The organism is Streptomyces klenkii (assembly GCF_003626645.1).
Classification (GTDB): domain Bacteria; phylum Actinomycetota; class Actinomycetes; order Streptomycetales; family Streptomycetaceae; genus Streptomyces; species Streptomyces klenkii.
The window spans coordinates 768,361-794,330 of record NZ_RBAM01000001.1 but is presented as its reverse complement, the minus strand read 5'-3'; the positions used below and the strand labels follow the sequence as shown (position 1 = coordinate 794,330).

The following is a 25,970-nucleotide window of genomic DNA, read 5'->3' as shown; positions in this document are numbered from 1 at the left end:
AGTTAAAGATGTCACTCTTCATGCCGGATCACGTGGCTTTCCGGTGAAGGGCGGGCGATGAGGGGGCTCGTCCTTCAGACCGATCATGCCATCACGCGGCGCGGGTAACTTCACTGGCCACGGACACCACGCGGGCGGGTCGGCGCCGCGCTCGATGATCAGGCGACGCGGAGGACGCTCTTGCCGTGGGTGGCGCCTTCAGCGAGCCGTTGTACGGCGGTGGCCAGGTCCGCCAGGTCGTATTCGGCGGTGATGTCCACGCGCACCTGGCCGTCCGCGACAAGGGCGAGTGCGCGGCGGGCACTGTCGGCCAGCCGCTCGGGGTGGGTCCGGCTGAGCAGGTTGCTGTTGTACGAGATGAGCGACTTGCCCTGCATCAGCAGGTCGCCGATGTCGGCCGAGACCGGTTCGTAGGTGCCGAGGTTTCCGTAGACCGCGAGGCGGCCGTGCGGCGCGAGCTGCTCCAGGGCGGCGCGGCGGGTCGCGCCGCCGACCGGGTCGAGGATCACGTCGAACGGCGCGCCGCCGCCGAGCCGCGCCGGGAACTCTTCACGCAGCACAACCTGGTCGTAACCGAACTGAGCGGCGTAGTCGGCCCTGGCAGTGCTACCGACGACGCCGACGATCCGGCCGGCCCCTGCCAGCCGGGCGAACTGGGCTGCAAGCGTGCCGACCGAGCCCGCCGCGCCATGGATCAGCACACTCTCGCCGGGCCGCACCCGCGCGGCGGTGTTGATCAGGTCGTAGGCGGTGGGCGCGGCCCAGCCGAGGCCCGCGGCGGTGCGTAGCGACAGGTCGCCGATGCCCAGGCTGAGCGCGGCAGGGGCCAGAACCGTCTCGGCGCAGGCGCCCGCCGTGGTCAGTGCGGCGACGGGCTCGCCGACGCGGCCGGGATCGACGCCCTCGCCGACCGCAGTGATGCGCCCCGACGCCTCGAAGCCGGGCACGAAGGGACGCGGCACGGGGAAGTGACCGTCCCGGACCATGGTGTCCCCCCACTGGATCCCGGCGTAGGCGACCCGGATCGCCACCTCGCCGGGACCGGGTGCGGGTTCGTCGATTTCGGCGACCCGGTACTGGTCATCGTGGTCGAGGAGGACGGCCTTCATGGTTACAGCCCCTTGGGTTGACTCAGTATCCTGATACGTGAGGACTGTAGGTATGTAATGGCATGTAAGGCTCCTGAGTCAACCCATGAGCCTGTCATTGGAGTGGGAGTGCATGGTGGAAGGCCCGGTCGAGGAGTTCCTCTGTACCCGGATCAGGCGGGCGGAGCAGGCGCTGATGGCGCACCACGAGTCGGTGCTGCGGACGTACGGGCTGAGCATGACGCAGTACACCGTGCTGCTGGCCCTCTCCCGTGGAGGCGGCATGTCCGGCGCCCAGCTGGCCCGCTCCTGCGGGGTGACTCAGCAGAGCATGAGCAGCGTGCTGGCCAACATGGAGACCAAGGGACTCATCCGCCGCGAGGCGTCCCCGGTCCACGCCAAGGTGCAGATCGCCACCCTGACGGAGGAGGGTCAGGCGCTCCTCGACCGCGCCTACCAGGAGGTGACTATCCTTGAGCGCGCACTCACCGACGCTTTCACGCCTTCCGAACACGCCGCACTCTGCGAACTCCTGGAACGGGCCACCAGCGTCCTGGCCCAGCAGACACGCCGAGCGGCCACGTGAGCCGGCACCGACGTCGGGCTGCGCCCGGCGACGCCCTCGTGGTCTTCACACCCACCGTCGAGTACGCCCCCGAGTAGCGCCGGACATCGCTCTCGGTGTGGGCAAATACCGCCCGCATACCACGGGTTGAAGCGAGCCACATGCCTGGAGGCGGACGAGCTCGCCGTCCTCGTACTCCGCGGCCTTCCGACGCGTACGTGGCAGTGCACGCAGTGCAGTGAGCCGACCAGCGGCCGACTCGCCACGCCCCTGGTGGGAGGCCCGGATCGAGCAGTTCGTCAATATCGAGCAGCTCTTCAATCAACCAAGCCTCTGCCGCTGGTGGGGCGGCATGGGTAACATCGCGGCTCACACACGGCAACCGGATTGGGGACAACCTCATGCCAGACACTGCCAACTCCCTCACAGACCAGTACACGGCCCAAGTCACCGCGGACATCGAGCGCGTGTCCAAGGAACGGGAGCAGGTCCGTTCGGAGATCTCGGCGCTCCAGCAGCGTCTTGAGACGCTGGAAGCCGACCATCAGCAACTGCTGAAGCTTCAGGTCACCCTCACGGGTGAGCCGGTCGCAACGGTGCAGCCGTCGCCGAGTGATGCCGCCGTTGAGCCGGAGGCCGACAAGAAGCCGGACGCGAAGGTGCCCCGGCCGCGCTCGTCCCAGCCGCCCGCGCCGGCACGGGCCGGACGCCGCGGGACGAAGGCAGCGCGAGGGGAAGTCACGTGGGGCGAGATCGTCTCGTCGTACCTGGCCGGACAGCAGGGGCCGCAGTCCGTTGCTGAGATCACGAACGGTGTGAGTGCCGCCCATCCGGCGCGTACGGTGCAGGCGACCGTCGTGCGCAACACCCTCGAAGCACTCGTGGCCCGGGGTAAGGCGCAGCGCAGCAAGCAGGGACGGTCGGTCAACTACAGCGTGACGCGCGAGCGGGACGGGGCGGGCCGGCCCGGGCAGAAGCAGGCAAGCGTGGCCTCGCCCGAGGAAGGCGACGCCACGCTCTCCTGAGTCTCCTCTCCACTTCTCTGCCGCGCCCGGGTTCCGGGTGTCCGTACGGTCAGTTCCACTGACTCGTCGGGGCAGGAAGGGGGGATGCCGCGTCGCCGGCCAGTAGATGACCAGGCTGACGCCGCAGAGGCTGCCGAGTCCTGCCTCGGTGGTCTGAGTCCTTTGGTGCGAAGGGCCCGGTCAGGATGAATTCTTCGTCCGGCAGGTGGCCGAGCAGCGGTCCTTCGCAGGGAAAGCCGGGCGTTCTTGAGCAAGTCGAGGCCATGTGGCCGGGCCGGGCTGGTGGGCGGACCCGGCGGTGTTCTGTCCCGTCGATGGCCGGTCGTGGCGGCCGGGCGAACTGGTAGAGACTGGGCGCCTCTGGACGGTCGGAGGCATTCGTGATCGACTCCGAACATGAGTTCCTTGATTCGTCACATCACCATCGACTCCGCCGATCCCTATGCTCTTGCGGGTTTTTGGGCCCAGGCCCTGGACGGCGCGCTCGCTGATGACGACTTCCCGGGCGACCCGGAAGCCCTGGTCACGACTGCTACGGCCACCTTGCTCTTCGTCAGAGTGGATGACCGCAAGGCGGTGAAGAACCGGGTGCATGTGGATCTCCAGCCCCAGGACCGTACCCGGGACGAGGAGGTCGAGCGCCTGCTCTCGCTCGGTGCCACGCTCCAGGGAGACCACCGGAGGCCGGACGGAACCGGATGGGTAACGCTGCACGACCCCGAGGGCAACGAATTCTGCGTGGAACGCAGCGCGGCAGAGCGGGCCAACGGTTGATGCCCTGCCGTTTGATTGCCGGGGCGCGAGCGGCGCGCCCCCGTCAGGTTGACCGGCATGACTGAGCCCGGAGCCGTCGCCTGCGCCTGGCCACCTGCCCCGATCAGGACCGAGCGCCTCGTCCTCCGCGAGCCCGAGGCCCGGGACCGTGCGGCGTTCATCGAGCTGTTCGCCTCGCCGGAGGTGGGCACCTACATCGGTGGCCCTCGACCACGCGATGAGCTCGAGCGCGCGGTGCCCGAGGTGCCCGGGCGGCGCCCCGGCCTCTTCGTGATAGATCTCGACGGAGCGATGATCGGCATGGTCACGCTCGATCGGCGCGAAGCCGAGCGCCCGGGTCACGTCCGCCCGGATGCCGGTGAGGCCGAGCTCGGCTACATGTTTTTGCCGGAGGCGTGGGGATACGGGTACGCCGCCGAGGCATGCGCAGCGGTACTCGGCTGGTGCGCCGACGCACTTCCCGGCGAGCCGGTGGTGCTCTGCACCCGGACCGCCAACGACCGCGCGATGCGCCTCGCGGCGAAACTGGGGTTCACCGAAGCGGGAAGGTTCGAGGAGTACGGCGCCGAGCAGTGGTTCGGCGTGTGGTCGCCGGTCACGCCTTCCGGTTGAGCCCGTGCGCGGCGGGCGCCGGGGCTGATGCCCCGGCGCCCGTCGGCATTCTGGGACTCACTCCGAGTTCATCTGGCGGTAGCGGACCCACGTCACGACCGTCAGGCATGCGGTGGTCCACATCACGACGCTGGCGGTGGCCACGGACTCGACATACTGCTCGTAACCCTCTGCGCGCAACTGAACCGTGAGGAAGCCCAGCGCCGTCCCCAGTCCTGCAAGCGCGGCGGACAGGCCGGCAAAAGTAGGCTGTTTCATCCCATCTCCCTTGAACTATGAGCCGATGCTTGATCTTCGAGTCTAAGCACGGTGCGTCAAGGTGCCCCGTCCCGGTGCGATCGGGACCCGGCCCCCGATGCTGGATGAGTTGCTGCGACTGCCAGGAACGGCGTTGGCCGGCAAGCCCTTTCCGGAAGCGCCGCATCAACTCCCCCATGACTGCCGGATAGGATCCGGCTGTGCGTACGACCATGAACAGCAGCGGGACTGCTGAGCCGCTCATCTTGGACGCGATGCAGCTGGCTTCCGAGCCGGACCTTGAGGCCCGGTTTACTGAGTCGGCCCACCGCATCCTGGCGGACCTGGTCCGCGGAGGTGCCGCACTCGGCTGGGTCGAACCACCCTCACTCCGTGAAGTGGCGGCGCTCTTCAGCCACGTCGTGAGTGCGGTGCAGGCCGGTGATGGTTCCCTGCGGGTCGCATACCTCGGCCGTCGGCTGGTCGGGCTGGGGTACTGGCTGCGCTACACCCGCCCGACCCACCGGCCGCACGCCGATCTGGAGAAGGTCGCGGTGGATGCTGCCGCCCATGGGTGTGGCGTCGGCCGGGCGCTGGCCTCTGCTTTGATCGCTGATGCCCGGCTGTCGGGCATCGAGGTCCTCACCCTGGACGCTCGCGGCGACAACAGCAATGCCCTGCACCTCTACCGGTCGCTGGGCTTCACTGAATACGGTCGGCTACCTGATTTCGTCGCCTCCGGCGGACGCCGCTACGACAAGGTCCTCTACATGCTGGACCTTCGCCGGCAAGCCTGACGGCACGTAGGACGGCGGACGGCGAGTCTCCTGTAACGGCGGCACGGGTGGCCAGCGGTGCTCGGCGGCCGGCCGGTCGTGCGGTCGTGCGGTACGTCGCGGTGGCGGGCATTCAGCGTCCCCCGGGCGGGGGCCTGCTTCACGCAGGCGTCCTGTCCGCACTCGCCGTCATACCGTGAGCACCAGCTTCCCGAACATCCCGCCCTTCGCCATCTTCTCGAATGCCTCGCGGGCCCGGTCCAGGGGCAGTACGGAGTCGATGACGGGCCGTACGCCGGTCGCAGCGCAGAAGTTCAGCAGGTCCGCCAGCTCCTCCTTGGTGCCCCCGGTCGAGCCGGCGACTTTGAGCTCGTAGAAGAAGATGCGGTGCAGCTCGGCCTCCGTCGGGTTCGTCCCGCTGGTCGTACCGCAGATCACCAGAGTGCCGCCCGGTTTGAGTGATGTGAGCGAGTGGGACCAGGTGGCGGCGCCGACGGAGTCGATGACGGCATCGACCTGGTGCGGCAGCCGTGTCCCCGTCTCGAAGGCGCCCTCGGCCCCCAGCTCGCGTGCCCGCTTGAGCTTGGCCTTGTCGCGGCTGGTGGCGAAGACCCGCAGTCCGGCCGCCGCGGCCAGCACGATGGCCGCGGTGGCCACGCCGCCGCCCGTGCCCTGTACCAGGACGGACTGGCCGGGCCGTACGCCCGCCTTGGTGAACAACATCTGGTAGGCGGTCAGCCATGCGGTCGGCAGACAGGCCGCTTCCTCGAAGGACAGTTCCTTCGGTTTGGGCACCACATTCCAGAGGGGGACGCGGACCCGCTCGGCGAAGGTGCCCTGGTAGTGCTGCTTGCTGAGCATGGCCGGCGTCTCGTCCGGGCCCAGGCCGTAGCCGGTCTGGCCGATGACGTTGTGGAGGACGACCTCGTTGCCGTCCTCGTCGATGCCCGCGGCGTCGGAGCCGAGGATCATCGGCAGTTGTTCCTCGGTCACCTCGACCCCGCTGAGCGGGACCGGGCCCAGCGCGGCCCCGGTCAGCGACCAGAGGTCATGGCGGTTGAGCGAGGCGGCCTTGACGTTCACGGTCGTCCAGCCGGGCCGCGCCTCGGGTTCGGGGCGCTCGCCCAGCTCGAGTGCGCTCAGCGGCTGGTCAGGGTCGATACGTGCGGCGTAAGCGGCGAACATAGTCCGAACCTAATGCCACATAAGACAATATTTACGCCTTTTATGATGCGACACGCAGACCGGGTTCCCCTTGAAGAAACGCCGGCGAGAACGGCCGGCGTCCACGCGCCGTCGTCGACAGGGCGAACATTGCCTGCGGCGCCAGGGGGCCGGACGGGTCGCATGGCGGGAGGGTGATCACGCCGTTGCGGCCGGCGCGGGACCGGGGAGGAAGCTCAATCAGCCGAGTCCCGGCTGTCGGAGTAGATCACCAGTGTTTGTTCCGGGTGTTCGGCCAAGTGGAAAGCGGTGTAAGCGAAATCGATCACCCCGTGTCCCGGGCGACGTAGCCGTTTCCGTCCGCCGTGTCGGGCCTGGACGTCGTACTGCGGCCACCAGGCGCGTACTTCGGGGCTGTCCGTGTTCAGCTCGTCGATCAGCCGGGTGTACCGGGGGTCGCCCGGGTGGCGTCCGGCCAGTGTTCTGAGCCGGGCGAGCAGGCCGCGTGCCTCGGGCTCCCAGTCGACCAGAACGTCCCGGGCGGCGGGTTCGAGGAACACCCAGCGGACGATGTTCGCCGGCCGGTCCGCCGCCGCGGTGAGGTGCGGGAAGAGTTCGTCGGCTGCCCGGTTGTAGCTGAGCACGTCGTAGTTGCCGCCGATGATGTATGCCGGATGCGGCTGGAGCAGGAGGGGGACGGCTGCCACCTCGGCGGCGAGCGGCTCGGGTTCTTCGGTTTCGGCCGCGGCCGCGTGACCGGCGAGCTGAAAGAGATGACCGCGCTCGTACCGGTCGAGTTGCAGTGCCGAGGCGAGGGCGTTGAGCACTTGGTCCGAGGTGCGGATGTCCCGGCCTTGTTCGAGGTACGTGTACCAGGTGACGCTGATCCCGGCGAGCAGCGCGAGTTCTTCCCGGCGCAGACCAGGGGTCCGCCGTCGGCCGGTGCGCGGCAGTCCGACCTGGTCAGGGGTGATCCGCTCTCTGCGGCTGCGAAGGAAGGCGCCCAGCTCATGGCGCTGATTCGGCTGCGTCTGCATGGTGGATGGCACTCCTGGTTCCAGAATAAACGCGATCTGGATACCAGGCTAAAGACCTCACACACTGGATCCCGAGCGGGGTGTACAGCTCTCACCGATGGCCTCTGCGGGTCACCGAGTACCAATAATTCAGAGTGAAGAGGCGGGCATCATGTCGGGAATCGACGGCAAGGTCGTGGCGATCACGGGAGCCAGCAGCGGCATCGGCGAGGCGACCGCGCTGCTGCTTGCCGAGCGTGGCGCGCGGCTCGTCCTGGGCGCGCGCCGGTCCGAGCGCCTCGCGGAGCTGGTAGCGCGGATCGAGAAGTCGGGCGGCACGGCCGTGCAGACCCGCACGGACGTGACGCGACGGGACAACCTGCACGCTCTGGTCGCCCTGGCCGGCGAGCGATTCGGCCGGCTCGACGTGCTGGTCAGCAACGCGGGGGTCGGCACGATTTCGCCTCTGGACGATCTGCGGGTCGACGAGTGGGATCAGATGGTCGACGTCAACATCAAGGGTATCCTGCACGGAATCGGCGCAGCGTTGCCGGTCTTCCGGGCCCAGGGCGCGGGCCACTTCATCACGATCGCCTCCACGGCCGCGTTTCGCATCGTGCCGAGCATGGCGGTGTACGCCGGTACGAAGTTCGCGGTCCGCGCCATCTGCGAAGGCTTGCGCCAGGAGGCCGGTGATTCTCTGCGGGTGACCACCGTCTCGCCCGGCGCGGTAGGGACCCCCTTCGCCGAGGCATCGACGAACCCGGAGGTCCGAGCGCAGATTACGGAGATGCGGGACCGGATTGCGATCCCGCCGGAGGCGATCGCCCATGCCATCGCGTTCGCCATCGAGCAGCCTGCAACCATCGACGTGAACGAGATCGTCGTCCGGCCCACCGCTCAGAACTGACCAACAGCCGTCTCACGCCCCGCGGCGAACCTGACGGCGCCGCCCCCATCCCCCCGGCAGCCACCAGTTCGCCTTGCCCGCCAGCGTCATCAGGCCGGGAACCAGAGCTCCCCGTACCACAACAGCATCCAGCAGGACTGCCAGAGCCAGCCCGGCCCCCGTCAGTTTGAGCGGGGTGACCTGGGAGGTCGCGGGGCCGGCCATGGCGGTTGCGAAGACGAGTGACGCTGCTGTGACCAGGCGGCCCGTTCTCTGCATCCCCACGACGACGGCGGAGGTGTTGTCGCCCGACGCGAGATACTCCTCTTTGATGCGGGCGACGATGAAGACCTCGTAGTCCACCGACAGCGCGTAGGCGGTCGCCAGCAGGAAGACGGTCGTCATGTCGAAGAGGTAGCCGGGGGCGCGGAAGTCGCCGACGACACCCCGCAGGTGTCCGTCCTGGAACACGTACACCAGGCAGCCCAGCGTGGCCGTCAGGCCGGCCACCGCCACCACCACGGCCTTGAACGGCACCAGCAGGCTGCGGGTGAAGAAGGCCATGAGCACGAACGTCCCGGCCGCGATGAGGCCGCAGCACCAGGGCAGGGTCCGCCGGATGGCGGACAGGGCGTCCACCGCCTCTGCCGCCTCCCCGGCGACGAGGACGCGGCCGTGGGCGGGAAGCGTACGCAGCTGTCGTACCAGGGCCGCCGAGCCGTCCGCGCCGGGGGGAAAGCGTGACGTGACGACCAGCACCGGGCCGCCCGGTGAATCCAGGTGTACGTCCCATGGACCTGGCGCCTCGGCCTTCGTGCCCCCGCGGTACCGCCCGGTGAGGGTACGGACGGCGGCTGTCTGCGGCAGCGCCGAAACGGTGCAGGCGTAGCCTTCGACGTCCTCACGCGGTGTCCCTTTGGGGAGTCCGGCAGTCAGGTCCCGTTCCGGTGCCGAGGCGAAGTCCTGACGGATCATCACTGCCGCCGTACGGGACTTGCTGTGCTGCGGGAGATCGTCCACGCCGGTCGGGCCGAGGGCGACGTGCCATGCGGGCAGGGACAGCACGGCCAGCAGACAGGTGGCGGCGAGTGCCGCCACGCCGGGCCGCCGGGTGACGGCCAGGGCCACCCGGCGCCAGCCCGGGCTTCCCCCGGGGTCGGGAAGGCCGTGCCGGCGGAAGCGGGCGAACAGGTCGAACCGGTTGATGCTCCGTCCGAGAAGCGCCAGCAGGGCCGGGATCACGATCACGGAAGCCGCTGCCGAGAAGACCACCACGGCGATTGCGGCCCAAGCGGCCGAGCGCATGAACACGAAGGGGAAGAGCAGCAAGGCGGAAAGGGACGCCAGCACGATGCTCGCCGAGACGACGATCGTACGGCCCGCCGTGCGGACGCTGCGCTCGATGGCCTCCTGCAAGGGCACGGCGGCCACGGATTCCTCGCGGAAGCGGGAGACCACCAGGATGCCGTAGTCCACCGCCAGGCCGAGCCCCAGGGCGGTGGCGATGTTCGAGGCGTACACCGAGACCTCCATGAAGGAGGTCAGCAGTCGCAGGAAGGCCAGGGTGCCCGCCGTGGCGATCAGTGCGCTGACGACCGGCAGCAGCGCCGCGACGAGGGAGCGGAAGACGAACAGGAGAATGAGGGCACAGGCCGGCGCGGAGATCAGTTCCGCCCTGATCAGGTCGGCACGGTTGGCGTCCAGGGTTTCGGCATGGGTCCATGCCGTTCCGGTGGGCGTGATCGTCACCGGCCCGCGGTGTTCGCCGAGGGCGGCAACCAGCCGTTGGGCGGTCTTCGCCCGGTGTGACTCGTCACCGGTCAGGTTGGCGGTGACCAGTGCCGAGCGCGTGTTCCGGGAGAGCAGGGCGGGATCGTTCGTGCTCCAGTACGAGGAGGCGGCCCGGACGCCCGGTGCCCGCCGTACGTTCTCCTCCACCGCGCGGCCCGCCGCCGCGACCTGCGGCGAGCGCACGTCCGACGCGGCGCTCAGCAGCAGCACCAGTTCAGGGGCGGAGAAGCCGTAGCGTTTTCCGAGCGCGGCGCTGTCCCGGGTGGCGGCGGAGCCGTACGGGACCGCCCCGGTGATGCTGAGCCTGTCCAGACCTCCGGTGCCGAACAGGCCCATGGCCAGGGTGCCGAGAACGCACGCGGCCAGTGTCAGGCGAACCGTGTGCCAGGGCCGCCACCGGACGGCGGCTCCGAGGAGCCTGAAGGCGCCCCGGGCCGCTGCCGTGTCGTGAACGCTGTGCCGACGGTGCACGGGGCGCATCCTCCTCGGTCACCCGCCCCAGCCGTGTCCCGGGGAGCGGCTCATCCATCGCAGCCAGCTGAGGTAGTCCCCGCACGCCCGGACGGACGTGCGCCATGTCGTACAGCACCGGCCTGTCACCAGTTGTTCGCGCAGTGCGTGACCGGCGACGTGCAGGACGGCGCCGGTCAGAGGGAGGGGGCCGAGCTCTTCCGCGCACAGCAGCCGCATCATGCGTTCGCGTTCGCGTTCGCGTTCGCTGCCGCTGGCGCGCAGGACGGCGTACATGCTGCGGCGCAGGTCCCCGCTGGTCCGGCCCGGGTCGCAGAAGATGCGGTGCATGGCGGCGGCGAGGTGTTCGTGTGCCCGCACGGCGGCCCGTCGGCGCCGGCCGTGGGCGGCGACGTCCTCGGTACGGGCGAGGCATTCGGCGTCGCGCAGGCCGATGGTCAGTCCGGAGGCGGTGAGCGGGTGGCAGGTGCCGACCGCGTCGCCGACCAGGGCGTAGGGCCCCCGGCCGTGGAAGGTGCGCAGCCGGACCCGGTTGGCGGCCCACTGCACCGTCTTCCGCTCCAGAGCCGTGGACAGGGGCCCGGCCAGGGTGCCGGGGAGGAACCGGGAGTAGACGCGCTGGACGTAGGACCGCAAGTCCGTGGAGCGCAGGGGCGACAGGGGGATGTCGATGGTCACGCGGACGGTGTCGTCGTCGAGCCGGTAGGCCAGGACGGCGCCGGGGCCGCCCGCGAAGACGTGACCGTATCCCTCCTCGGGGAGGGCGGGGCCGTGCAGCAGCACGCTGGCCGTTCGGGAGACGGTCGTCGCCGGGCCGGCGGAGTGGATCGTACGCCGCACCATGGAGGTTTGGCCGTCGCCGCCGCACGCGCAGTGCGCGGCCGCCGGCGACGTACACGTCCGTGCTGCGGACAGGCGGACCGTCGACTCCCGGGACCGGGCCCGGTCCGGGGAACAGCTCTCGGCGCAGCGCGCGGGTGACGGGGCTCGGGGCCGCGTGGAACTTCGCGCCGTACAGGTAGGCCATGGCCTGGTAGAGCATCCGGGTCCAGCCCAGGAGCCGTTCGGGGTGCAGGGGAGCCCACCTGGGGAGGAGCATCATCTCGGGGGAACCGGTGCCACCTGCCGGTAGGGCATCAGGCCCAGCACCGCGAGCCAGAAGAACCCCCATTGCGGAACGGCGCCGGCACCGCCCGGCTGCGTGTGGATCCACCGCCTGGCACCGGCGGCGAGGGAGTCATGGGGTTCGGTACCCAGCAGGCGCAGGGCCACGTAGGCCAGTGTCGTGGCGTACGCCGACGGTGGCGCCTGCGGGTGCATGCCCCAACTCCCCTCAGCGGTACGGGCCTTCCGGAAGCACTGGAGGATTGACTGCCGCGTCGGCTCGTCCGGGGAGCGTTCCAGGATGTGCAGGACGATGACGTACTGGGAGAGGATCATGGTGCTCCACTCCATCTCGCCCTCCCACGCACCGTTTTCGTGCTGGAGGCCGAGCAGCCGTGCGCAGGCGGCTTCGTACGCGCGGTGTGCGCCGGGCACCGGCATGAAGGCCGCGGAGCCACCGGCGGCGGTGTCGAGCGGGCGACGGCGACGCCATGCACATGCCCTTCGAGGACGCCTCGTTCGACGTCGTCTACGCCTTCGAGGCCATCTGCCACACGGCCGACAAGGACCGCACCCACGCCGAGATCGCCCGGGTCCTCAAGCCCGGTGGGATCTCGATCGGTTACGAGTGGCTCGCCGACGACGGCCTGACCACCGAAGAAGCCCACCGCCTCATCGAGCCGGTCTGCCGCTATTACGCGCTGCCCCACCTCGCCACGCCCGCCCAGCTTGCCGGACAACTGCGGCGCGTCGGCTTCACCGACATCGTCGTGGGCGACACCGAAGCGACGGGAGACCTCACGTCCACATGGGACTTCCTGGACGAGCTGGCCGCCCTCGGCGAACAGCTCGACGACTCCCCGGTCAGGAAGTTCATGGTCCAGGGCGCCCGCGCCCTGACCCGGGCAGCCCGCGAGGGAGCCTTCCTCATCGACTTCTGGGAGGCCCGCAAACCGGAAACGCCACCTTCCGCGTGACGCGACGGCGGGGGCACGGCGCGGAGAGGAACGGACCGCGGTTGTGGGGGGTGGCTCTGCGCGCGGCGGGCCCGGAGTCGTCTGCTGACCCGCACCGCGCCGGGAACCTCGCCGAGCACCTCATTAACACATAGCCCCGGCGCAGGATCGAGCGGTAGGTCAGCTCACCAGCGAGGTCCGCATGCGGTCGATGGCTCGCAGGACCTCGGTGCGGTTCTTCGCCCGCTTGATCCATGCCGGCAGCCGGGCGATGAACGACATCGTGCACCCCGCCTCTGACGGCGGGGGTCGCTCCCGCAACGGCGCCTGCACGTACTGCCCGATCAGCGTGAGGTGTTCCAGGTTGTAGGCCCACAGCAGGCCATGCCGGGTCTCGGTCTGGAGCCACAGCGGCACGTTGAAATAAGGGTCCGTGATCGGTCCCGTGCCGAAACGGAAGACAAGCGGCACACCCGGGTGTCTCCGCGACAGGCCACAGCTGCGGCACACGAGACTCCGCTGAGCAGACATCGAGGACGCCCCGCTGCCGGAGAGTCCGGAGGCCGGCACGACGTGGGCAGGCCGGGCGCAGCGTGGGCAGCACACAAGAACAGTGCCGACGAACGCTCCCTTTTTGAGCTGTGGGTCCCGAAACCGAGACGAAGGGGACAGCGAGGCCATCAGCCCAGTATGCGCCCCGCTACTCTGTCCCCGAGCGGCGGGGTCCAGGCGCTATGGGCCATTCGCCGGGCCGGCCGGAGGTCACTTCTTCTTGGGGCACGCCATCCACCTCGTCTGGTAGTCCATGCGCGGCTTCTTGCCCTCCCTCAGGACCGGGGTGTGAGTCGTCAGGTCGATCTTCTTCACGGCCCTGCTGCGGCCGCCGGACTCACCCTCCCAGTAGCTCATCTCCAGGTATCCGGAGCTCTTCTGGAGCCACGGAGCGGACTGGAGGTACACCCTCTTTCCCTCGGGCATGCCGACGATGCTCTTCTTCTCATCGGTTTTGCTGTCGGTCCATGCCGTGGTGTCGCCTCTCATTTTTCTCTGTTCGGTTTCTTCTCGGCGGCCCAGGGTGGCGTTGCGGCCGAGGCTGACGTCCAGCACGTCCGCGATGGCCGCCGTGATCGTCCCCGAGACGTTCCTTTCGATCGACCGCTCCTTTCTCCTGGTCCTCTCCCTCTCCCAGGTCGTCGCCTTTGATCTGGCCACGGACTCGTTGACAATCAGCTCGACACTCCATGCCGGCCCGTCGCAAGCGCCGTAGGTGTCCGACACGGCCCTTTGGCCGAAGTCCACGTACCTGGAGTCGTGTGTGATGGTGAAACGGCATGTCGCGTACCTGCCGTATCCCAGGCTGCGGTTCTCCGCCCGCGCCCATTCCTTGTTGTTCAGCAAGGGCGTGCGGTCGTAGCCGTCCTCCCTGCCTAGGCAGTCGGAGATCTCGCGTTGGTCACGCGACACAGGGGTGGCCGGAGTGTGGACCAATCCCACGAGGCCGGCCGCGGTGACACCGGCGACACTGACGAGAAGGATATTCCGCCGGGTCCGAGGACACGCAGAACGCACGGTGAACCCCATTCGTCGAGAGGAATACGGGGGAAACTTCTGGACGTCCGGGAAAACGATCGTTTTCGTTGCCGGCAACGGCGACTCACTCTCCTAGCCGGTTCCCGTGCCAGGGATGGGCGTGGCGCGGTGCCCCATCCCGGTGGCCGGCGCCCCGTCTTCGGTGTCTGCGGCTTCGCACTATGTACGGGGTCTGCTGCCCGCACTGTGTACGCAGCCGCTCAGGCCCGCGGCGTCAAGGGCGGCTTGGGGAAGGCGGCGCGCAGTGCGGAGCCGCGGGTGATGAACGCCGCTCGGACGACGGGCAGCATGCAGACGATCTGCATCACGGCGTACCAGAGCGGGCAGACCCCCGGGATCAGGTCCACGCCGACGATGGCGATCGGCATGATGAGGGCCAGGGTCCTCACGCGCTCGAAGGCCCGCCGGGATCCCCGGGAAGCGGCGAGGGTCATCCGGTAGATCAACACCGCGACCACAGGCAGCAGGACTGCCCGGACCCACATGAACGTGTTCACCGTATGGCCGCTGCCCGACACCCCGATGACCGTCGCGAGGGCGACGGCGCTGAGCACGCCGTAGATCTTGATGCTGTTCTTCGTCTTGCCGAGGGCTTCCTGGGCGCGGGGGGTGTTGAGGAGGAGTGCCTCGTTCGTGGTGTGCGTGTCGGTTTCCATGCTCACCGACGCTACGGAGCGCTTGGCCGGCGCGGTATCGGCCTGGAGGCACGAGTGGGTGGGGCTAGCCCCACTCCCCCGCTGATCAGGGCGGTAGCCGGCTCGGCGCGGTGCACAGTGGGAGCATCGAAGGGGTAGGCGGAGGAAGAAGAAGTGATGAGACAGCTGGGTTCGTGGCCGGCGCGCGTCGGCGTGGGGTTCGTACGGGCGTGCGTCGTGGCGACCGTCAGCATGCTGGTCCCGGCCGTGTGGGCCGCCGCCGTGGCGCTGGGGATCTGGTGGGGTGCGGCGAACCCGTGGTCGTGGGTCGCGCCGTTCGTGCTGGTGTGCGCGGGCACGCTCGCGCTGTGCCGCCCGGTCTGCCGGGTCGTTCGCTTCCTCGTCGCGCGGTGGACCACCACCGTCATCCCCGCCGGATACCGGCAGGCCGGGCCGGTGACGCAGATGTCCACCGGGTACTGGTGGAACGGCTCCTCCTACGAGCGCAGCCGCCGGGACGCCCTCATGGACCAGAAGTGGCGGCTCCGCTGGAGCGATCCCGCCACCTGGCGCGACCTGCGCTTCACGGCGATCGCCCCGTTCACCGCGGGTCTGGTCGCGTCCCTCCCGCCGGCCGGATTGGCTACGGCGGTCCTCGGATTCGGCGGCCAGCCGGGGCTTGCCGCGCGCCTGGCCGGGGCGTTCGGCCTGGTCGTGGCCGTCGCCTCCGCCCCGTACGCCTGGCGGCCCGTCGAGCCGGTGGCCGTCCGCTTCCTGCGCCCGTCGCCCGCGATGGCGCTGGCGGACCGGGTGGAGGAACTCACCGCCCAGCGCGCGGACACCACCGTCACGCAGGCCGCCGAGATCCGCAGGATCGAACGGGATCTGCACGACGGTGCACAGGCCCGCCTGGTGGCGCTCGGGCTCTCCCTGGCGACCGCCGGGCAGCTGATGGAGACCGACCCTGCCCAGGCCAGGGCACTGTTGCGGGAGGCACAAGCCGGTGCCACCGCCTCACTGGCCGAGCTACGCGAGCTCATCCAGGGCATCAGCCCGCCCGTACTGACCGAGCGGGGGCTCACCGACGCCGTCCGCGCGCTCGCCCTGGACATGCCTCTCGACGTGACCGTCAGCGCCGACACCCCGCCCCGTCTGGAGGCGCCGATCGAGGCCGCCCTCTACTTCGGCATCGCCGAGCTGCTGACCAACACCGTCCGGCACGCCCGGGCATCCCGGGCGCACGTCTCCCTCACCCGGGACGGCAGCGGCATCACCGCCGAGGTCGAGGACGACGGCCGGGGCGGAGCCGGCGTCCGGGCGGGCGGCGGGCTCGCGGGCCTGCGCCGCCGCCTCGCCGTCTTCGACGGCACCGTGGAGATCAGCAGCCCGCCGGGCGGCCCGACGCGTGTCAAGATGGCGGTGCCATGCGAATCGTTGTAGCCGAAGACCTCTACCTCCTGCGCGACGGGCTGGTCCGCCTCATCGAGGCCTGCGGCCACCAGGTCGTGGCCACGGCCACCACCGGGCCCGAGACGCTCGACGCACTGCGGACATGGCGCCCGGACGTGGCCGTCATCGACGTCCGTATGCCGCCGTCCCAGTCCGACGAGGGTCTACGGGCCGCGCTCGCCGCCCGCGGCGAGATGCCCGGGCTGCCCGTCCTCATCCTCTCCCAGCACGTCGAACAGCTCTACGCCCGCGAGCTCCTGGCCGACGGCTCCGGCGGTGTCGGCTACCTCCTCAAGGAAAGCGTCTTCGACGCCGACCAGTTCATCGGCGCCCTGGAACGCGTCGCGGGCGGCGGGACCGCCATGGACCCGGCCGTCATCGCCAAACTCCTCTCCAGCGGGTCCCCGAGCCGGGGTCTGGAACAGCTCACCGAACGCGAGTACTCCGTGCTGGGCCTCATGGCCGAAGGCCTGTCCAACCAGGCCATCGGACGCCGCCTCTTCCTCAGCGAAAGCGCCATCAGCAAGTACACGACCTCGCTCTTCGGCAAGCTCGGCATCACCGACGACAACGACAGCAACCGCCGGGTCCGCGCCGTCCTCACCTACCTCAACAAGCCCTGGCTTTAGCTGGAAACCGCACCGGACAGCATCCGGACAGCCTTCCGTGCGTCCCTGCATCCGTATGCCCCTGCATCCGTACGTCCCTGCGTGATCGGTTGTCGGACCGACGGCCTAGGATCACACCGCCCCGGGAGACCGGAACGGTCCGGGCCCGGGCGGCCAGTGAACAACGGGGAAGGGTATTCAGGACATGAGACTTACCGGCAAGCGCCGAATAGCCGTCGCCGCCGCAGGTACCGCGGCGGCGATCGCGGCGGCGGTGCAGCTCTCGCCCGGTGCCTTCGGCACGGAGAGCACGACGACGGAGCCCGCCGCGGCACCGGCGAGTTCCGGCCCGGTGGACAATCTGCCCGACCAGGCGGACTCCGGTGTCTCCACGACCGACGGCACTGCCTTCGAGAACGGTGTGATGTCGCTGGGCCCCGCGCCCGTGCACGCGAAGGCGGCGGTGGCAGGAGCACCGCAGGGTGAGGGGTGGAAGCTGGGCAACGGCGTGACCAAGTCGCTGTCGACCGGCTACACGATCAAGTTCTACGACCAGAAGTCCGTGGACTGGCTGGGCCGCTACGTGAAGGCGTCCGCAGCCGACCTCAAGCGCATCACCAACCTGCCCATCTCCGTCGACACCACCCCTGTGGGCTGGAACTACTCCCGGCCCAAGGGCGAGATCGTCATCGGTGTGCTCAAGCACCCGTGCGTGCCGCCGGCGGACAACGGCCAGACCGGCTGGAAGATCGTGCACGACGGCTCGGGCACTCCCAACCTGAGCTGTGGTCTCATCTCCTCGTCGATCCCCGGGACCGTGACCAGCGGGCACGCCTACATCGACAGCTCGTTCTTCACCGCGGACGGCAAGCCCCTGCCTTCCTGGGGCGAGACGTTCATGCCGAACCACATCAGTCACGAGCTCGGCCACACCATGGGCCTGACGCACGCGGACCGCAGCGCGACGCGCGGCGACTGCGCCGTGGGCAAGGACTCCGGCGAGAAGCCGGTGATGTGCACCGCGAACCACGGCTACCAGGACGGTCGCGTGGGCGACTACATCCAGCAGTTCGACGTGCAAGGCCTGCGCTACCTCGCCGCCGGTGCCGGCGCGGCCGTCCCGCCCCAGGGCAAGGTGGCCGGCCTCGGCGGCAAGTGCCTCGACGTCAAGGGCGGGAAGGCGGTCAACGGCACCCAGATCCAGCTCTACACCTGCAACACTTCCGCGGCGCAGTCGTGGATCGTGGGCAAGGACGGCACGTTCCGCGCGCTGGGCAAGTGCTTGGACAACGCGCGCAACGCGAGCGCCGACGGCAACAAGATCGAACTCTTCGACTGCAACGGCGGCGCCTCGCAGCGCTGGTCGGTGAACGCGAAGGGGCAGATCGTGCACGTCGCGTCCGGCAAGGTCCTCGACGTGACCGGCGGCAGCACCGCCGACGGCACCAAGGTCCAACTGCACACGGCCAACACGTACAAGCGCCAGCTCTGGACCACCCCGAAGTAGCGGCCACCGCCGCCCGCTTTACGGGGGCGGGCGCGACCGTCAGGAGCGGCCTGCCCTGGTAGACGCCGGTAGACGTCTACCAGGGCAGGCCGCCCACAGCCCCGCGGACTACTTGCCGAGCAGCTCGTGGGGCAGCCCCGATCGATGCCGGGGTGCCCACAATGGTGCCGGGCCTCGTACAGGCCCGGCTCCAGCGGGCGTAGGGCCTCCCACACGGCCTTGACCGCCATCAGCCGGCGGTCGCGCAGCACGTCCGCGTCGACCGCTCGGCGGGTCACCTCCTCCAAGCGCCTTCCCTCCGGTTCCCACCGGGCCCCACCCCAAAACTGATTGGCCGGGCCGCTGCCGAACTGCGATGATGCCTTCGTTTCCTAAGCGGAGGACATTTGTTCGTTTTTGTGTGTGCGGGGTGCGGCGCCGAGCTGACCGCCCCGTTGTCCCAGGTCGCCCTGCCGGCCCACGCCCATCAGAAGTACGGGAACGGGGTTCAGCTCCCCGTGCTCATGGAACCCGGCACGTTCGCCGTGGACCCGGAGCCCTGGGGGCCGCCGTGGCGGAGGTGGGAGGAGATCCATCCGGACGAGGCGGTTGCCCGCGGTGTTTACGCGCCGGTCTACTCCCTGTCCGACGGAGCGCCGAGCGCGATCGTCATCGCACCCGGCGACACCCGCGGCACTCTGCTGATCCCGGAGAAGGGCGGCGGGTACTGCTGCGGCCTCGACGGGGCCGACGGCCCCAACATGGCCTGCGAGGCGTGCGGCCTGCCCGTGGCGAGCAGGATCGACGACTGCTCGCTCTGGCAGGCGATGTGGCTCGCCCCGGACGCCGTACGCCGCCTCCCCGTCGACGGCGCCGACACCCCACCGCTCTCCTGGGCGGAGCTGATGGCCGAGGGAAAGAGCACGCCCCCGTTCGAGCCGCTCACCACGTGGGGGTCACCGCTGGGATCGATCCGCCGGTGGTCGTGGAGCCCGCAGTGGGAAGCTGCGGCCGGCCGGGCACTCGCCCACCTGCTGGTGGCCTCGGCGGGCCGGCCGGTGACGGTCCCGGATGGCTTGGCCAAGGACGTGTTCCAACGCGCCCTCGACGCCCTGCTGCCCACGGGTCCGCCGGCGCGACGCGCCGTCCTGGCCGGCCCGGGACTCCCCGCCCCCGACACGGACGCCGGCATCCTTCTCGTGCCGGCCCATCCGCAAACCGGGGAGGCCTGGACTCCGGCCGTCCCGGCCGTCCCGGCGTACCCGGTGCCGCTGCCGTTCGGAGTGTGGCTGTGGCTGGCCTTCCCCGAGCCGGATCTGCCCGTTCCCGCGGCGGGCGGCATACCCGACGGCGTCCTCCGCGACGACTTCGACCCACCCATATCGCGCCCTGATCGCCTCTTCCGGGCCGACGGGTACGCGTTCCAGCACACCCTGGTCCGGCTGCCGGCCGTCCGCAGCCCGTGGCTGCGCGAGATCCTGGAGAACCTCACGCACCACATGCGCGCCGGCATTTTCTAGCCCGTGACCCTGCCACGTGGTCGGGCGGGCCGAGGTCTACGGGCCGGGCAGAGCAAACGGTCCATGTACGGGGTGTCGAACAACACCGGCCGGATCGGGGCGGCGTCGCAAACTCCCCGGTCGGTCAAGGTAATCCGCAAGGGCAGGCAGCGCGGCCCAAGCGAAGCGCCCGCTGCCCGGCCGTCCGCTACTCCGCACTCCGCGCGCTGAACGTCTGGTACACGCCGTAGAGCAGCTGTATGCCGCCGACAGCCATCAGCACCACGCCCACCTTCGTGAGCGTAAAGACGGGAATGTGGACATCCTCGGTGAACAAGCGCAGCGCAAGTCCGATGACGGCACAAACTGCGCCCTCGGCGATGTTCTTCGAGGCGGGAACCATGGTGGCTGATCTCCTTGAGGTCGCTCCGTCCCTGGTGCCCAGGGCTGTTGCTCGCCCACAACCCTAGGTAGGGACGCGGGGGCACAACCTCAACCCGCTGGATGAGATGCGCACTACACACTTCGATGGACCGGAAGCCGCGGCCTTCATCCTGTCACGGCCGCCCCGTGATCAATCCTGGTCGAGACGACCGGCGTGGGAAGCGGACGGCCGCTGCGGTATCCCCCATCACACCGCGCCCGGCCGCGACGGCCCTCCCCGCGCCGGCGGTCGCAGGCGAGGGCCCTAGCAGGGGATGGATCCGACCTCGAAATACGACGGGTAGGAACCGGCGGGCCCCCAGATGTCGAACTCGATCTTCTTCCCCTTCGGAGCGGCCCAGTTCGTGTAGTACATATCGGAACCCCCACTGAACTGGAACATTCCGAAGACACAGCGGCCGTCGGCCTTGGTGTCCTCCACCCAGCCGTGCAGGTGGTTGCCGCATATGGTGCCGCTCATCTTGCCGTGGCTGCGCTCGAGGCCGAACGGTTCCGGGCAGACCTGGACTCTTTCTCCTGTGGAAGGGGCGGCAGCCTGAGCGGCCACCGGTGCCACCGCGGGAGCCACGGCCAGGGCGAGCACCGCCACGGCGGTATAGATCTTCTTGCGCATGCTTCCTCCGGAGGTTCGTGACGGAGTTCGGTCAACTTCTCGTGCTCCGTCAGTCTCGCCCCGGCACCGAGGAGTGGTCATTGGCCGAGCGTGCGGGAAACGTTGGCTCTGTGTGCACTGCGTCGCGAAGAGGCAGGCTCGCGTGAGGACGCGTTGCGGTGTTCTCCTGGGGAGAGGCCGTAGGCAGCACGGAACGCGCGGCTGAATCCGGCCGGGTCGGTCAGGCCCCACCGCGCGCCGATGGCGTACACCGGCAGGTCGCACAGCCGTGGTGCCGTGAGGTCTTCGCGGCACCGCTCCAGCCGTCTGCGCCGGATCCGGGCGGACACCGTCTCCGGACGGCCGCGGAAGAGCTGGTGGAGAAGACGCACGGAAATGTGGTGCCGGGCGGCTATCGCGCCGGGGGAAAGCCGGGGATCGGCAAGGTTGTCTTCGATGAAGGTGTCGATCGCGGCCAGCAGGACCTGGTGCCGGGTCTCCGGCGGGAGCCGCTCCTGCGCGCCGGCCTGCTGGGCGAGGAAGCCGGCGGCCAGGTCGAGGCTCGTCCTGCCGAGCCGGCCTGCGACCTCTTCGTCCAGGAAGGGCGCCTCCTGCACGACAGATTCCAGGTACTGGGCGAAGATCCTGCCCATCCCCGACCGCGCCGGCAGTCCACGGGCGAGCAACGGCCTGACCCTGTCCTGCGGCAGAGGGACGAGCGCCTGCGGCAGATGCAGGATGACGGCGCGCGGCGCATCGGCCTCCGGGCCGCTCACGGCCTGCCCGGTGTAGGGGCGCGAGGAAGTCCACATCGCGAAGTCCCCGGCGGAAAAGCGGGCTTCACAGCGCTCCTGAGCCACGCGCATGGCACCACCCAGGATCAGCGTGAGTTCGTACGTTTCGGGGTCGGAGCGGCGGACGAGGTGCGCGGGGCGGTCCGACGACAGCGAAGGGAAGGACATGGTCGTCAGCTGCACGGGCCCCAGAGGAAGGAATCCCGCCCGGCCCACGAAGTTCGCGGCGTGATCCGTGGTGATCCGGATGGGCGCCACTCCTTGCCCCACCACCTCGCGCCACCAGGCAAAACGGTCCTCCGGCGGCAGGCTGGTCGTGTCGAGCTCCGTATACGCCATCGGGCTCCCTCCAAGGGATGCGACGGCGTTGAGCATGTGCCTGCCGACCGCTCGCCACAATTGCCCTCCGCCAATATGGCTCAGCGCGCTCCCCGCATGGCCGAGAGGTTTTGGAGTGTCGCATGAGACCGCAAGCCCCCTGCCCGACAGGCGCAAGCCCCTGTCCGACAAGTCAGGGAGCGGCCGTCCGGGGCAAAGCGTGTGCGAGGAGGGTCTCCGCGGCGGCGCGTGCGTGCCGGCCGTAGTCCGCCTCGTTCAGCACCATGGCGCGGCTGGCCGCACCGTCCGCGAGGGTCACCAGCTGCTCCGCGAGCGCGTCGGGTCGGGCGCAGCCGAGTTCCGCCACGAGCGTGGTGACCAGATGGGTCATCAGCAGCTTCTGTTCGCGGGCATAGGCGTGGATCGGACTCCTCGGGTCGGGGAACTCCGCCGCGGCATCGATGAACGGGCATCCCCGCACCGGGTCCGCGCCCGCGACGGGCGGGTCGAACAGTTTGAGGATCCGCTCCCGGGGACTGAGGTCCTCACGGGTCAGCACGCTCTCCAGCGTGTTCCCCGACGCGGTGAGCGCCCGCAGATGGGCGACCACGAGGTCGCACTTGGTCCGGAAATGGGCGTAGAGGGTGCGCTTGGACACCGGCGCCGCCTCCGCGATCTGCTCCATGCCGGTCGCGGTGATCCCTCGCTCCGCGAACAGTCGGGCGGCGGCGGCCAGGATGCGCTCCCGCGGCCCCGCCCTGGAGGCGGCCCACGCAGCAGGCCGCACCTCCGCCGACTTCCCGTACCGCGACGACATGTACGCACCGATGCAGCAGGAGCGGCGGACCGCCTTCGGCGCCGAGCTCTACGGCGCACTGGGCACCGACCGGGATGACGTCGCCGCCCGCGCGGCCTACGACGCCGAGAGCCTGCGGTTCTACGGCGCACCGCACGTCGCGTTCCTCTTCGTCTCCTCCGGCCGCGCCGATGCGCGGACGGCGGTGGACGTCGGCGCCTACATGCAGACGCTGTTGCTGGCGATGGCCGCGTACGGCGTGGACAGCTGCCCGCAAGGGCTGCTGAGCTTCTACGCCGATACCGTGCGCGGCGAACTCGGCGCCGCCGAAGGGAAACTGCTCGTCGGAGTCTCGTTCGGCTATGCCGACGGCACCGCACCGGTGAACCGGGGCCGAGCCGGACGCGCAGCGCTGGCGACGACCACGACGTTCCACGGATAGTGCTCTGACCGGAAAGGTTCGCCGGGTCGGTCGCCGGCCTCGGTAGGCTGCTCATAGTCTGCTCAGCATGATCAACTCATATGCGAGTTCCGACGATACTGAAGTCGCCATAGCCGGGGCGCGGGCCGGCGCGGACGTCGTCCGTAACATGTACGGCCAACGGCTCAACCGCATCGACAAGGGGGCCGGGGACTTTGCCACCGCCGCCGATGTGGAGGCGGAGAAGGCGATCCTCGGCCTCATTCGTGCCGCACGGCCCGATGACGCGGTGCTCGGCGAGGAAGGCGGGCAGCAGGGCGCTGCCGACGCTGTGCGCCAGTGGTTGGTGGATCCCCTGTGCGGCACGCTGAACTACGCCGTGGGCAACATGCTGGTGGCCGTCAACGTGGCGCTGCGCGATGGGGCGGCGGCGGTGGCCGACCCGTTCAGCGGCGAGGTCTTCTTCACCGGCGGGAAGACCGCCTGGGTGCGGCATGACGGGGCCGACGACGAACGGCTGACGCCCTCGCCCGCTACGCGACTGGTGGACGTCAACCTGGATCCGCCGTTCCCGAGTGCGCCCGGATTCCGGGCCGTGGACCTGCTGGCCCACCCTGAATTCGTCGAACGCTTTCGGCCCCGGGTCGTATCTACGACCCTCGCGCTGGCCTGGGTCGCCACCGGCAAGCGCGCCGCGTACGTCACCGACGGCGGCGACCTGTCCAACAGCGTGCACTTCGCAGCCGGCATCGCTTTGTGCCGGGCTGCCGGCTGCATTGTCACCGGGATTGACGGCGCCCCGATCGGTGAGGCAGGCCGTGGGCTCGTGGCCGCCGCCGACCAGGAGACCCATGAGCTGCTGATATCGATGACGCGCAGCCGAAGCTAGTGCCGCGGCGCACCCCTCCGGGGCACGACGCCTGCCACTGTCCAAGAAACCAACCGGCCAGCCGTTCCTCACCCCCGGGCGCGGGCCACGCGGCCCTCGTCCCATACGGGTTCGGTGGTCTCCACGACCCGGCCGTCCTCGCGGAAGACGAGGTAGCGGGTGAAGGCGCGGGCGAACCAGCGGTCGTGGGTGACGGCGACGACCGTGCCGGTGAAGGCGTTCAGGGCCGTCTCCAGGGCCTCGGCGGAGATCAGGTCCAGGTTGTCGGTGGGCTCGTCGAGGAGCAGGAGGGTGGCTCCGGCCAGTTCCAGGAGGAGGATCTGGAACCTGGCCTGCTGGCCGCCCGAGAGGGTTTCGAAGGGTTGCCGGCCGGCGCCGGCGAGGCCGTAGCGGCTCAGGGCCGACATGGCGTCCTGGAGATCCACTCCCTGCCGGTCGCCGTCGCCGCGGCCGAGGATGTCGGCGGGGGTGCGGCCCGTCCACTCCGGGTGCCGGTGGGTCTGGGCGAAGAGCCCCGGTCGTACCCGGGCGCCCAGGCGGCATTCGCCGGAGTGCGCGACGCCGGGCGGGGAGCCGGGAGGGGCGTCGGGCGGAGCGTCGGCGGCCGACTCGTCCAGCAGGCGCAGGAAGTGGCTCTTGCCCGAGCCGTTGGAGCCGAGGACGCAGACGCGGTCGCCGAAGAAGACCTCCAGGTCGAAGGGGCGCATGAGGCCGGTCAGTTCGAGGCTGCGGCAGGTGATCGTCCTAAGGCCGGTTCGGCCGCCGCGCAGAGCGGGGGCGACGCGCTGGGTACGGGGCGGGGCGGGTGGAGGGCCGACGGCCTCGAACTTGGCCAGCCGGGTCTGGGCGGCGTGGTAGCGGGAGGCCATCTCGTCGCTGATGGAGGCCTGCTGACGCAGGGTCCGGACGAGTTCTTTGAGCTGGTCGTGCTTCTCGCTCCAGCGCCGTCGCAGTTCCGCCGCTCGTTCCCAGCGGGCCTCGCGGGCGGTGTGCCAGGTGGCGAAGCCGCCTCCGTGGGTCCATGCCGAGCCGCCTTCGAGGGTGACGACCTGGGTGGCGGTACGGCTGAGCACCTCGCGGTCGTGCGTGACGAGCAGGACGCCTTTACGCGTGCGGAGGAGTTGTTCCTCCAGCCAGCGTTTGCCCGGAACGTCGAGGTAGTTGTCGGGCTCGTCCAGCAGGAGCAAGTCGGCCGGACCGCGTAGGAGCGCCTCCAGGACGAGGCGCTTCTGTTCGCCCCCGGAGAGCGTGGAGACGTCGCGGTACTGGGCGGTGGAGAAGGGCAGGCCGAGGGCGGCCACGGTGACGGTGTCCCAGAGCACCTCGCTCTCGTAGCCGCCGGCCTCGCCCCAGGAGGTGAGGGCTTCGGCGTAGCGCAGCTGGGCGGCTTCGTCGTCGTTCTCCATGAGCGCGAGTTCGGCGGCGTCGACCGCGGCCGCGGCCTCTTGCCGGTGCGGGGGTGCTACGGACAGGAGCAGGTCGCGTACGGTCCGGCCGTCGCGGACGCTGCCGATGAACTGGGGCATGACCGCTACTGCCCCTTGGCTGCGCACGGTGCCGTGCGGGACGGGCAGCACTCCCGAGAGCATGCGCAGGAGCGTGGTCTTGCCCGCGCCGTTGTCACCGATGAGGGCGACGGTCTCGCCGCCCGGTACGCGGAAGGACACGTCGCGGAACAGCTCGCGCCCGTCGGCCAGGGTGTGGGCGAGAGCGCCGGCCTCCAGGTAGCCCATGCGGGCAGCCTAGCCTCACAGAGCCCGGCCCTCCGGTTCATTAAGGCCAGGCCGTTGGCATCCGCCGCGATGCGCGCCCCCGGCGCACACCGTCGCCCGGCGGCCCTGCCCGGGTCACAGGAACCCCGTGCGTCATACACCGTCCCGGGCCTCTTACTGTCATGCCCCATAGACAAACGAAAGAGTATTTAACCTACTTATCGGCTGTCAGATGAATCATCCGCTAGTGACCGGAATCTTCCTATAGG

General features: G+C 69.8%; 27 protein-coding genes and 1 pseudogene. 13 read left to right on the top strand and 15 right to left on the bottom strand.

The features are described 5' to 3' along the window. Nucleotides 1-158 precede the first annotated feature (158 nt). A complete protein-coding gene (locus D7231_RS02720) occupies nt 159-1,109 on the bottom strand; it encodes a quinone oxidoreductase family protein (protein WP_120753248.1) in 951 nt (316 codons plus the stop codon). An 85-nt stretch (nt 1,110-1,194) separates the two neighbouring features. Here D7231_RS02720 and D7231_RS02715 point away from each other — a divergent pair, with 85 nt between their 5' ends. The 4 genes from D7231_RS02715 (at nt 1,195) to D7231_RS02700 (ending at nt 4,064) form a co-directional block, all read left to right on the top strand. Next, the gene (locus D7231_RS02715; RefSeq protein ID WP_120753247.1) at nt 1,195-1,674 is read left to right on the top strand and encodes a MarR family winged helix-turn-helix transcriptional regulator; all 480 of its coding nucleotides are present in this window, start codon (nt 1,195-1,197) and stop codon (nt 1,672-1,674) included. A 380-nt stretch (nt 1,675-2,054) separates the two neighbouring features. Beyond that, entirely contained in the window at nt 2,055-2,678 is a 624-nt protein-coding gene (locus tag D7231_RS02710) for a hypothetical protein (RefSeq protein ID WP_120753246.1), read from the top strand. A gap of 396 nt (nt 2,679-3,074) precedes the next feature. Beyond that, nucleotides 3,075-3,452, top strand: coding sequence for a VOC family protein (locus tag D7231_RS02705; RefSeq protein WP_120753245.1), 378 nt, complete (start codon nt 3,075-3,077; stop codon nt 3,450-3,452). A gap of 57 nt (nt 3,453-3,509) precedes the next feature. Beyond that, entirely contained in the window at nt 3,510-4,064 is a 555-nt protein-coding gene (locus D7231_RS02700; protein WP_120753244.1) for a GNAT family N-acetyltransferase, read from the top strand. 57 nt (nt 4,065-4,121) lie between these two features. Here D7231_RS02700 and D7231_RS02695 read toward each other — a convergent pair whose 3' ends face one another. Next, nucleotides 4,122-4,322, bottom strand: coding sequence for an SCO3870 family protein (locus D7231_RS02695; RefSeq protein WP_120753243.1), 201 nt, complete (start codon nt 4,320-4,322; stop codon nt 4,122-4,124). A gap of 212 nt (nt 4,323-4,534) precedes the next feature. Between D7231_RS02695 and D7231_RS02690 the strand changes: the two genes are divergently transcribed. Further along, entirely contained in the window at nt 4,535-5,098 is a 564-nt protein-coding gene (locus D7231_RS02690) for a GNAT family N-acetyltransferase (RefSeq protein WP_120753242.1), read from the top strand. Between the two features lie 168 nt (nt 5,099-5,266). Here D7231_RS02690 and D7231_RS02685 read toward each other — a convergent pair whose 3' ends face one another. After that, on the bottom strand, nt 5,267-6,262 hold the full coding sequence (locus D7231_RS02685) for a zinc-binding dehydrogenase (protein WP_120753241.1): 996 nt from the start codon (nt 6,260-6,262) through the stop codon (nt 5,267-5,269). Between the two features lie 215 nt (nt 6,263-6,477). Continuing rightward, nucleotides 6,478-7,278 carry a helix-turn-helix transcriptional regulator gene (locus D7231_RS02680; RefSeq protein ID WP_120753240.1) on the bottom strand — a complete coding sequence of 267 codons (801 nt, stop codon included), beginning with the start codon at nt 7,276-7,278 and terminating at the stop codon, nt 6,478-6,480. Between the two features lie 151 nt (nt 7,279-7,429). Here D7231_RS02680 and D7231_RS02675 point away from each other — a divergent pair, with 151 nt between their 5' ends. After that, a complete protein-coding gene (locus D7231_RS02675) occupies nt 7,430-8,167 on the top strand; it encodes an SDR family oxidoreductase (protein WP_120753239.1) in 738 nt (245 codons plus the stop codon). Nucleotides 8,168-8,179: 12 nt separating this feature from the next. Here D7231_RS02675 and D7231_RS02670 read toward each other — a convergent pair whose 3' ends face one another. The 3 genes from D7231_RS02670 to D7231_RS02660 all read right to left on the bottom strand — a co-directional run bounded on the left by D7231_RS02670 (nt 8,180) and on the right by D7231_RS02660 (nt 11,947). Beyond that, on the bottom strand, nt 8,180-10,408 hold the full coding sequence (locus tag D7231_RS02670; RefSeq protein ID WP_158673705.1) for an MMPL family transporter: 2,229 nt from the start codon (nt 10,406-10,408) through the stop codon (nt 8,180-8,182). A gap of 18 nt (nt 10,409-10,426) precedes the next feature. Beyond that, nucleotides 10,427-11,323, bottom strand: a complete 897-nt coding sequence (locus D7231_RS02665; protein ID WP_277875534.1) for a hypothetical protein — start codon at nt 11,321-11,323, stop codon at nt 10,427-10,429. A 183-nt stretch (nt 11,324-11,506) separates the two neighbouring features. Then, nucleotides 11,507-11,947: a hypothetical protein gene (locus D7231_RS02660; RefSeq protein ID WP_158673704.1), complete on the bottom strand. Its 441-nt coding sequence runs from the start codon at nt 11,945-11,947 to the stop codon at nt 11,507-11,509. Nucleotides 11,948-11,988: 41 nt separating this feature from the next. Here D7231_RS02660 and D7231_RS02655 point away from each other — a divergent pair. Continuing rightward, a pseudogene (locus tag D7231_RS02655) lies at nt 11,989-12,489 on the top strand (class I SAM-dependent methyltransferase); the annotation flags it as partial. Between the two features lie 159 nt (nt 12,490-12,648). Here the strand turns inward: D7231_RS02655 and D7231_RS38275 are convergent. From D7231_RS38275 to D7231_RS02640, 3 genes are all read right to left on the bottom strand, one after another. Continuing rightward, a complete protein-coding gene (locus tag D7231_RS38275) occupies nt 12,649-12,939 on the bottom strand; it encodes a hypothetical protein (RefSeq protein WP_324197062.1) in 291 nt (96 codons plus the stop codon). 291 nt (nt 12,940-13,230) lie between these two features. Next, a complete protein-coding gene (locus D7231_RS02645; protein ID WP_120753233.1) occupies nt 13,231-14,049 on the bottom strand; it encodes a hypothetical protein in 819 nt (272 codons plus the stop codon). A 209-nt stretch (nt 14,050-14,258) separates the two neighbouring features. Beyond that, nucleotides 14,259-14,714: a hypothetical protein gene (locus tag D7231_RS02640; protein WP_120753232.1), complete on the bottom strand. Its 456-nt coding sequence runs from the start codon at nt 14,712-14,714 to the stop codon at nt 14,259-14,261. Between the two features lie 156 nt (nt 14,715-14,870). Between D7231_RS02640 and D7231_RS02635 the strand changes: the two genes are divergently transcribed. The 4 genes from D7231_RS02635 to D7231_RS02620 all read left to right on the top strand — a co-directional run bounded on the left by D7231_RS02635 (nt 14,871) and on the right by D7231_RS02620 (nt 19,756). Beyond that, nucleotides 14,871-16,133, top strand: coding sequence for a sensor histidine kinase (locus D7231_RS02635; protein WP_120753231.1), 1,263 nt, complete (start codon nt 14,871-14,873; stop codon nt 16,131-16,133). Then, a complete protein-coding gene (locus D7231_RS02630; protein WP_120753230.1) occupies nt 16,118-16,771 on the top strand; it encodes a response regulator transcription factor in 654 nt (217 codons plus the stop codon). Before D7231_RS02635 ends, D7231_RS02630 begins: the two co-directional genes overlap by 16 nt. A 184-nt stretch (nt 16,772-16,955) precedes the next feature. Continuing rightward, the gene (locus D7231_RS02625) at nt 16,956-18,257 is read left to right on the top strand and encodes a ricin-type beta-trefoil lectin domain protein (protein WP_120753229.1); all 1,302 of its coding nucleotides are present in this window, start codon (nt 16,956-16,958) and stop codon (nt 18,255-18,257) included. Between the two features lie 386 nt (nt 18,258-18,643). After that, the gene (locus tag D7231_RS02620) at nt 18,644-19,756 is read left to right on the top strand and encodes a hypothetical protein (RefSeq protein WP_120753228.1); all 1,113 of its coding nucleotides are present in this window, start codon (nt 18,644-18,646) and stop codon (nt 19,754-19,756) included. Between the two features lie 187 nt (nt 19,757-19,943). On the opposite strand, the gene D7231_RS02615 is transcribed toward D7231_RS02620, so the two are convergent. The 4 genes from D7231_RS02615 to D7231_RS02600 all read right to left on the bottom strand — a co-directional run bounded on the left by D7231_RS02615 (nt 19,944) and on the right by D7231_RS02600 (nt 22,568). Further along, nucleotides 19,944-20,138: a DUF5708 family protein gene (locus tag D7231_RS02615; protein ID WP_120753227.1), complete on the bottom strand. Its 195-nt coding sequence runs from the start codon at nt 20,136-20,138 to the stop codon at nt 19,944-19,946. Nucleotides 20,139-20,423: 285 nt separating this feature from the next. After that, a complete protein-coding gene (locus tag D7231_RS02610; protein ID WP_120753226.1) occupies nt 20,424-20,792 on the bottom strand; it encodes a hypothetical protein in 369 nt (122 codons plus the stop codon). A 77-nt stretch (nt 20,793-20,869) separates the two neighbouring features. Next, the gene (locus D7231_RS02605; RefSeq protein ID WP_120753225.1) at nt 20,870-21,904 is read right to left on the bottom strand and encodes an AraC-like ligand-binding domain-containing protein; all 1,035 of its coding nucleotides are present in this window, start codon (nt 21,902-21,904) and stop codon (nt 20,870-20,872) included. Between the two features lie 172 nt (nt 21,905-22,076). Next, on the bottom strand, nt 22,077-22,568 hold the full coding sequence (locus tag D7231_RS02600) for a TetR family transcriptional regulator (RefSeq protein WP_241999531.1): 492 nt from the start codon (nt 22,566-22,568) through the stop codon (nt 22,077-22,079). Between the two features lie 52 nt (nt 22,569-22,620). Here D7231_RS02600 and D7231_RS02595 point away from each other — a divergent pair, with 52 nt between their 5' ends. Further along, entirely contained in the window at nt 22,621-23,121 is a 501-nt protein-coding gene (locus D7231_RS02595) for a nitroreductase family protein (RefSeq protein WP_241999530.1), read from the top strand. A 67-nt stretch (nt 23,122-23,188) separates the two neighbouring features. Continuing rightward, nucleotides 23,189-23,989 (top strand): inositol monophosphatase family protein, encoded by an 801-nt coding sequence (locus D7231_RS02590; protein ID WP_120753224.1) that lies wholly within the window; start codon nt 23,189-23,191, stop codon nt 23,987-23,989. 68 nt (nt 23,990-24,057) lie between these two features. Here D7231_RS02590 and D7231_RS02585 read toward each other — a convergent pair whose 3' ends face one another. Next, nucleotides 24,058-25,722: an ABC-F family ATP-binding cassette domain-containing protein gene (locus tag D7231_RS02585; protein WP_120753223.1), complete on the bottom strand. Its 1,665-nt coding sequence runs from the start codon at nt 25,720-25,722 to the stop codon at nt 24,058-24,060. Nucleotides 25,723-25,970 lie beyond the last annotated feature (248 nt).